This window comes from Actinomadura sp. 7K507 (genome assembly GCF_004348425.1).
Classification (GTDB): Bacteria; Actinomycetota; Actinomycetes; order Streptosporangiales; family Streptosporangiaceae; genus Spirillospora.
This window is the reverse complement of record NZ_SMKK01000341.1, coordinates 1-7,442: the sequence shown is the minus strand read 5'-3', so window position 1 is coordinate 7,442 and position 7,442 is coordinate 1. Positions and strand designations below refer to the sequence as shown.

7 protein-coding genes and 1 pseudogene are annotated in these 7,442 nt (G+C 69.8%); 5 read left to right on the top strand and 3 right to left on the bottom strand.

All coding sequences use genetic code 11. The features are described 5' to 3' along the window. Nucleotides 1-117: 117 nt before the first annotated feature. Complete coding sequence (locus E1285_RS41670; protein ID WP_132160241.1) at nt 118-1,047, top strand: hypothetical protein; 930 nt, start codon at nt 118-120, stop codon at nt 1,045-1,047. A 10-nt stretch (nt 1,048-1,057) separates the two neighbouring features. Here E1285_RS41670 and E1285_RS41665 read toward each other — a convergent pair whose 3' ends face one another. Then, nucleotides 1,058-1,918 (bottom strand): helix-turn-helix transcriptional regulator, encoded by an 861-nt coding sequence (locus E1285_RS41665; RefSeq protein WP_132160239.1) that lies wholly within the window; start codon nt 1,916-1,918, stop codon nt 1,058-1,060. A gap of 97 nt (nt 1,919-2,015) precedes the next feature. Here E1285_RS41665 and E1285_RS41660 point away from each other — a divergent pair, with 97 nt between their 5' ends. Next, complete coding sequence (locus E1285_RS41660; protein ID WP_132160238.1) at nt 2,016-2,849, top strand: NAD(P)H-dependent oxidoreductase; 834 nt, start codon at nt 2,016-2,018, stop codon at nt 2,847-2,849. 284 nt (nt 2,850-3,133) lie between these two features. Here E1285_RS41660 and E1285_RS41655 read toward each other — a convergent pair whose 3' ends face one another. Continuing rightward, a complete protein-coding gene (locus E1285_RS41655) occupies nt 3,134-3,871 on the bottom strand; it encodes a class I SAM-dependent methyltransferase (RefSeq protein WP_132160236.1) in 738 nt (245 codons plus the stop codon). Nucleotides 3,872-4,025: 154 nt separating this feature from the next. On the opposite strand from E1285_RS41655, the gene E1285_RS41650 reads away from it, so the two are divergent. Together E1285_RS41650 and E1285_RS41645 are read left to right on the top strand one after the other, a co-directional pair. Further along, a complete protein-coding gene (locus tag E1285_RS41650; RefSeq protein WP_132160234.1) occupies nt 4,026-4,487 on the top strand; it encodes a pyridoxamine 5'-phosphate oxidase family protein in 462 nt (153 codons plus the stop codon). A gap of 157 nt (nt 4,488-4,644) precedes the next feature. Beyond that, nucleotides 4,645-4,929, top strand: a complete 285-nt coding sequence (locus E1285_RS41645; protein WP_132160232.1) for a class I SAM-dependent methyltransferase — start codon at nt 4,645-4,647, stop codon at nt 4,927-4,929. A 247-nt stretch (nt 4,930-5,176) separates the two neighbouring features. Here E1285_RS41645 and E1285_RS41640 read toward each other — a convergent pair. Then, nucleotides 5,177-6,238, bottom strand: a pseudogene (locus tag E1285_RS41640) (IS110 family transposase). Nucleotides 6,239-6,578: 340 nt separating this feature from the next. On the opposite strand from E1285_RS41640, the gene E1285_RS41635 reads away from it, so the two are divergent. Beyond that, on the top strand, nt 6,579-7,370 hold the full coding sequence (locus E1285_RS41635) for a transposase (RefSeq protein WP_207947206.1): 792 nt from the start codon (nt 6,579-6,581) through the stop codon (nt 7,368-7,370). The last annotated feature ends 72 nt before the right edge of the window (nt 7,371-7,442 follow it).

Below are 7,442 nucleotides of genomic sequence, written 5' to 3'. Positions count from 1 at the left end.
CCTCCGAACCTGCCCCCCAACCTCCGAACCTGACCTGATCTCCGAACTTGACACCCGCGCCGATGATCTTTGTCGGTAAGGTCTCTTACCTCCCCAGATGATCAGGAGGCCGCGGACGTGTACGGCCAGGCACCGGGCGGGCAGCCGCCGCCTCCCATCCCGCCGCTGGGCGCCCCCGCTCCACCACGTGCCAAGAGGCCGTCACCGGTCGTGCTGGCGGTCGCCGGACTCGCGGCCGTCCTCGTCATCGCGGTCGCGGGCTTCGCGATGTTCCAGGCGGCCGGCGACCGTCTGACCGGCCCGCTCCAGGCCGAGCAGTGCATCGACACGACCTTCGGGATGGACACGGGCAACAAGATCCCGGCCAGCAAGCGGGTGGAGTGCGACGCCCCCGAGGCCAAGGCCACGGTGCTCAAGGTCACCGACGAGGGCGAGGCCACGGGCTTCCAGTTCGGAACCCGGTCCGAGCCCGACTGCCCCGACGGCACCGACGGCATCACCAACGTCACGGTCGAGACGGGGAGCAAGCGCTACTACGAGGCCTGCGTCCGCAACATCAAGGGCCCGCACCCGGGTGACCCGGGCGCCGGCGGCGCGCTGCTGTCCGTCGGCGACTGCGTCAGCGGCGGCTCCCTCGGCATCGGCGGCAAGGAGGAGCCCTGCTCCGGCTCCGAGTGGTACGGCAAGGTGATCGCCCGCGTCGACTCCGAGCGGTCCTGCCCGGCGAAGACGCTGGAGACGATGAAGATGCGCTCCTTCGCCGGCGGGGAGGTCGCACGGCCGGTCCTGTGCCTCGGCGCGGGCGGCGGCGTCCTCGCCACCGGCGACTGCATCGGCGACCCCTCGTTCAACATCGGCAGCCTGCCCAAGGCCGACTGCGGCACCGGGAAGGCGGTCGCGAAGGTCGTCGGCCGGGTGAAGAGCAAGCAGGAGTGCCCCGCCGAAGGCACCCACTTCATGACGAGCGACGGCGGCTACCTCCCGGTGCTCTGCCTGAAGAAGCTACGCCCCACCCTCACCGAGAAACTCCGCTCCCTGGGCAGCTGAGCCGGCCCGGTCAAGCCGGAGACAACCGGGACAGGGCGCCGGCCTCCCGGCTGCCCTCCTCGGCACTGAACACGTGGACGACCAGGCCCGTCTCGTCAGGCGCGGCGGGTACGTGCAGGGTCTCGTAGTCGAGCGTGAGCAGCCCGGCCTCGGGATGCCGCAGCCGCTTGCGCCCGGCTCCGCACATCATCACCTCGCCGCTGTCCCAGATCCTACGGAAATCGGCGCTGCGCGCGGACAGGCCGGAGACCAGTGCGGCCAGTTCCTCCTCGTCGGGATAGCGTCCCGTGGAGACCCGCAGCTGGCCCACCGCCTCACGTGCCCTGTCCTCCCACTCAGGGTGGACGGCGCGCGACGCGGGGTCGAGGAACAGGTACCTGGCGTTATTGGGATCACGGCGGGCCAAAGCGCCCAGTCCGCCGATCAGTTCGCCGCCCACGTAGTTCCAGGCGACCACGTCGAGGCGGTGGTTCGTCACGAATGCCGGAAGACCTGTCATGTCGTCCAGCATTCGCCGAAGCAGCGGGCTGACCCGGGCTCTCGGTGCGGTGCCTCGCCCGGCACCGGCCAGCGTGGCCAGGTGCCTGCGTTCCGCCGCGTCCAGGCGGAGCGCCCTGGCAAGGGCGTCGAGGACCTCGGCGGACGGCTGGGTGGCGCGGCCCTGTTCGAGGCGGACGTAGTAGTCAACGCTGATCCCGGCGAGCTGGGCCAGCTCCTCGCGCCGCAGGCCGCTCACCCGGCGGTGCCGGCCGCCGGAGATCCCGGCATGCTCCGGCGTGACCCGTCCCCGGCGAGCCCGCAGGAACGCGCCGAGGTCCAGCCGTAGGTCCCCGGCGCCGTTCGTCGATCGGGTGGGGTGCGCACCGTCCATGATCCAAGTATGCGTGGCCCTCGCAGTACCAGGATCCCCTTTCCGCCCGTCGAACGGGGCGCTGGCTACCCGGCGGCGCCCCCGCGAACGTGGTGACATGACCATTGAGAGCAGGACGCCACGGCAGCGGAGGAACATCCTCGTCGTGACCGCCCACCCCGAAGCCAGCTCGCTCAACGCCGCACTGACCGCCTTCGCCGTCGAGCACCTTCGCGCCGCCGGGCACGCGGTGCGGGTGTCGGACCTTTACGCGATGAAATGGAAGGCGGCGGTGGACGCCGACGATGTTCCCGACCACCCCGCCGACCGGCGGCTCGACGTGCTGGCCGCCCACGAGGAGGCCACGCTGGCCGGGCGCCTGACACCCGATGTCGACGCCGAGCAGGAGAAGGTGCGCTGGTCGGACGCCGTCGTCCTGCAGTTCCCACTGTGGTGGTTCTCCGTGCCGGCGATTCTGAAGGGCTGGTTCGACCGGGTGTTCACCAACGGCTTCGCGCACGGCCCGGCCGTCCCTCCGCCCTACACCGAAGGTGCCCTGGGCGGGCGGCGCGCTCTGGTGTCGGTCACGATCGGCGCCCGGGAATCGGCGTTCTCCGACCGCGGCGTCCACGGACGGCTGGCGGACGTCCTCCACCCGGTGCAGCACGGCCTTCTGTGGTTCACCGGCATGGCGCCGCTGGACCCGTTCGCCGTGTACGGCACCGTGGACCTGCCGGCGGAGCGGTTCGAGGCGGCGAAGCGCGAGTACGGGCGGCGCCTCGACGGGCTCTTCGCGGACGAGCCGGTGCCGTTCCGCCCGCTCACCGACGAATACGACCAGGACATGCGCTTGCGACCGGGCCTGGAGGAACCGGGAACGACCGGGCTCGACCTCCACGTCCGCCCGGAAGAACACCGCGATTCCGCACACCCTCCTTCGTCAGCGGCCTGATCACCTGCGCGGGTGTGTTCACCCCACGGTTCGCCACCCATCGCTACCCATTGCCACCCATTGCCACCTAGCGTCACCTAGCGATTCCAGGAGACCGCCACGGACAGGCGCGCGCCCACACGCTCGCCGCGTGGTCGGTCACGACCAGCCCCTCACGACCGCTGTCATGACCGCCCTCTGGGACCTCCTGACCGTCATCGCCGACCCCCCGCACCGCCATCGTGACCGAGGCTTCGTCATCGCGACGACTCCGCTCCTCCTTCCGCGCCACGACGCCACGGACGTCAGAAAGGCTTCTCCCAAACGGAGACATGCTGGACGCTCTCACTCGTAAAAGGCTCGCGCGTCCAGCCGTCCCACCGGTCGCGCAGGCGGAGCCCGGCGAGCTGAGCCATGAGGTCGAGTTCCGCAGGCCACACATACCGGAAAGGGACTGAGAGGTACTCGCCACGGCCGTCCTTGAGCTCCACGTGGTGCGAGCTCATCGCCTGAGTGGCTACGTCGTACACGTCGAAGCCCCATCGCGTCTCGCTCACCAGGAATGGCACCACGTCCTGCCCGGGAGGAAGTCGTCGCAGCTGCGGAACCGCGACCTCGATGACGAAGGTGCCGCCGGGTTCAAGGTGGGCCGCGGCGTTGCGGAAGCAGTCGACCTGGGCCGCCTGCGTCGTCAGGTTCATGATCGTGTTGAACACCAGGTAGGCGACGGAGAACGTCCCCTCCACACGCGCCGTGGCGAAGTCGCCGACCGTCACGCCGACCGAGCCACCGCCCGGCTTGGCGTGCATCCGCGCCAGCATGGCCCGCGACATGTCGATGCCATGAACTTCGACACCGCGCCGCGCCAGCGGCAGCGCGATACGCCCCGTCCCGATCCCCAGCTCAAGGGCGCGACCGCCCGCGGCGAGTTCCGCGAGAACCTCCACCACCGGCTCCACGGCCTCCGCCGCGAACATCTCCGCCGACCCCTCGTCGTACGACGCGGCGACACGCTCCCCGAAATGCCCATCCGAATCATCCACCGCTGGACCGTACCTCTGGAGATTCCTACGGTTCCACCAAATTCATGACGACGCTTATCGGTCGGTGGGCGTTCAGTCGGTGGGCGTTCAGTCGGTAGGCATAGGGCCAGCGACTCATGAGCGCTTCGAAGGGCTCTGGCTAGGATCGACACTCATGCAAGTAACGGGAAACGTTCATCGCGGGGTGCCAGAGCGCAGGCGTGACACCCTGGAACGGCTCGCTGCGGAACGGGACATTTGGGTGTCGACAGCCCACCCCGATCACGGCCCCCACCAGGTTCCCCTGTGGTTTTCGTGGGACGGGCGAGCGGTATGGATGAGCACCGGCACGACTTCCGCGACAGTGCGTAACGTCCGCCAGGAGCCGCGTGTGCGCCTGGCCCTGCCGGACACCTTCGACGTGGTGCTTCTACAGGGGGAGGCAGAGTGCTTCCCTGAGCAGGACGTGCCCGAGGACGCCGCGGACGCATTCGCCGACAAGTTCGCGTGGGATCCGCGCACCGAGGACGCCCCTTTCGTTTATGTACGCGTGGAGCCGAGGACAGTGCGCGCGTGGCGGGGCGAACCGGAACTGCGCGGCAGCGTCATCATGCGCGACGGGGTGTGGCTGGGCTAGCGGTGGTCCTGGGGGACCGGCACCTCGCTCAAGCAGGCGCGTCATGAGCTCGTTGGTGTACGGGCGCGTGCCTGGTGGACGGATTCGCCGACATGGCGGTCTGTTCGCGGGGACAGCAGCGTTTTATGCACGCCTTCGTCCGGGCTAACCGAGAGTCTTGTTCGACGAGGTGGTTCAGCGCTTCCGGCTCGATGGCGCGGGCCGTCTGCTGGACCTGGGCTGTGGCACTGGCCAACTGGTCATCCCTCTGGCTGAGCACTTCGCGGAAGCGGTCGGCATGGACCCTGAGCAGGAGATGCTCGACCGGGCCGCGCGGCAGGCGGTGGCGGCAAAGGTCGCCAATGGGGCCCTGGTTCCGCGATGGTTCGACCGACCCGCCGGGCGACCTGGAGCGCTTTCGACCGGTCACGATGGGCCGCTCCTTCCACAGGATGGACCGTGAGCGGGTCCTGGACGACATGGTCGACGACGGTGGAGCAGATCACCGGCTACTGATGCCCCTCAGTCCGCGCCTCCGGGCCTGCTCTGTCTCACGCCTGCTCTGCTTCGGCAGCGGGCGTCGGCGATGACGTGGTGCTTCGGGCCCATCCGTGCTCGGTTGGCCAGGCTCGACCGTTCTGAGATGCCTTTGAACGCCAGCACGTGCGAACTGTCGAGGCCAGGAGGCCAGGAGGATGCTCCTATGGATGTCAAGCGGCGAGCTCAAGGTCGTTTGAGGTGATGATCTGGTAGAGCTCGCGGGCGACGTAGCGTTTGAGGCAGCGGATGATCTCCTTTTTGGACAGGCCGTCTTTGGTGCGCCGCTCCGTGTAGGCGCGGGTGCGGGGGCCCAGCGCAGGCGGCACAGCACGACCCGGTAGAGGGCGGCGTTGGCGTGCCGGTCGCCTCCCCGGTTGAGGCGGTGCCGGTTGGTGCGGCCGGAGCAGGCGGGGATGGGGGCGGCGCCGCAGAGCATGGCGAACGCGGCCTCGGAGGTGAGTTGGTCATGGTTGTGGCCGGCGGTGGCCAGTAGTTGCCCGGCGACGTCGGTGCCGACGCTGCTGGCGGCCACCAGGCGCGGGTTGAGGGCCGCCACCAGGGGCACCAGCAACTCGTCCAGATCGGCGATCTCGGCCGACAGTTGCTGGTGGCGGCGTGCCAGGGAACGCAGCGCGATCTTGGCGGCGGTGGCCGGACGGGAGGCGTCGCCGCGGTCGGGTCGCAGGCCGGCGCAGGTGACGATCAGCTGCCCGACGCCCTGGCCGCGCAGCCGCTCGCGCAGCTCGTCGGGGGCGGTGACGATCAACGCCTTGATCTGCCGCTGGGCGCCGGCGCGCTCGTCGATGGCCGAGCGGCGGGCCACCCGCAGGTTCCGCAACGCCTCGATACGGCCGTCCCGCCGCTTGGGGACGCCGGTCCGCTCACCGGCCAGGGCGGACTTGGCGGCGGCGATCGCGTCGATCGGGTCGGACCTGCCCTGGAACCGGCGGGCCTTGCGGTCGGGACGGTCGACCTCGATCACCTCGACGCCTTCATCGTGCAGCAGCCGGGCCAGCCCCGGCACCGTAGACGCCGGTGCCCTCGACCCCGACCCGCCCCAGGCGCCCGAAGGAACGCATCCAGGACAGCAGGGCGGCGTATCCGGCCGCCGTGGCGGGGAACTGCTCGGTGCCCAGCACCCGCTCCACCGGGTCGATCACCGCGGCGGTGTGGGTGTCGACTCCACCGGCGACCTCACTGATCGCCGCGTCTCGCTGTGTAATGGAGGGCATCGTCGTCTTGTCGCTCAAGCCTGGGTCAGGGCGGCACGCACCAGCCGGGCGGACGGGCGGACGGACAAGACAGTGATGGGGCCTCTGGCCAGGCTCCTGACTTGTTGAATCGAGCCCAGGCGCACGGTCTGCAGCCAGCGTCCCAGGGTGCCGGTCGGCACGGGCCCGCAGTGCTCCATGCCGCCCCAGCTGGGCAACCGGCGGGCTGGCTCACTAATAGCGTGCCGCCGCCGACCGGCACCCGCGCGGTGTGGCTCGACAGAGGCATGGACATGCCTGGGCTTGAAGTCAGGGTGCCCACCGCACTCCGTTCCTGTCTCGTCGAGTGCAAGGTCTGCCTGTGATCCTGATCGGTATCGATCCGCACAAGTCCTCCCACATCGCTGTCGCCGTCGATGCGGCCGGCCAGCAGGTGGCCCAGCGCCGGTTCGTCGTCAACGCCGGCACCTTCGGCCAGCTGATGCGCTGGTGCCGGCAGTGGCCAGAGCGACGCTTCGCCGTCGAAGGCGCCCGCGGTCTGGGCCGTACCCTTGCCCAGCAGCTGGCAGCCGCGGGCGAGACCGTGGTGGACGTGCCTTCCACGCTGTCGGCCCGGGCCCGGCTGCTGGCCACTGGTGGAGACCGCAAGACCGACGCCGCCGACGCGGCACACATCGCCCAGGTCGCACTGTTCCGCCACGACCTGCGACCCGTCCAGCCCGAGGACCAGACCACGATCCTGCGGCTGCTGACCGAGCGGCACGACGATCTGGTCCACGAACGCAGCCGCGTGCTGAACCGGCTACACACCGTCCTGCGTGACCTGCTGCCCGGCGGCGCTCCCACCGGCCTGTCGGCCGACAAGGCCGCCGCCCTGATGAAGGGCATCCGCCCGGTGACCGCGACCGATGCCTGCCGCCGGGACATCGCCCGCGACCTGCTGATCGACCTGCGACGCCTGAACCGGCAGGTCAAGGACACCCAAGCCGAGATGCGCGACGCCCTGGCCGCGACCGGCACCACGCTCACCAGCCTGCCGGGGCTCGGTACCGTGCTGGCCGCCAAGGTCATCGGCCATGTCGGTGACGTCAGCCGCTTTGAGCTTCCCCCCGTTGCACGGACACCCGAGGTGAGGTCACTCGACGGCGTCTGAGGGCAGGTTGAGCCCTTCGAACGTGACGGGGCTATGCATCCCAATACTGGAATGCCGCCTGTATGGATTATA

What these genes read in the sequence shown, in the direction of transcription:
- E1285_RS41665 (WP_132160239.1), bottom strand. Translation starts at nt 1,918, where the DNA reads ATGGACGGTGCGCACCCCACCCGATCGACGAACGGCGCCGGGGACCTA.
- E1285_RS41660 (WP_132160238.1), top strand. Translation starts at nt 2,016, where the DNA reads ATGACCATTGAGAGCAGGACGCCACGGCAGCGGAGGAACATCCTCGTC.
- E1285_RS41650 (WP_132160234.1), top strand. Translation starts at nt 4,026, where the DNA reads ATGCAAGTAACGGGAAACGTTCATCGCGGGGTGCCAGAGCGCAGGCGT.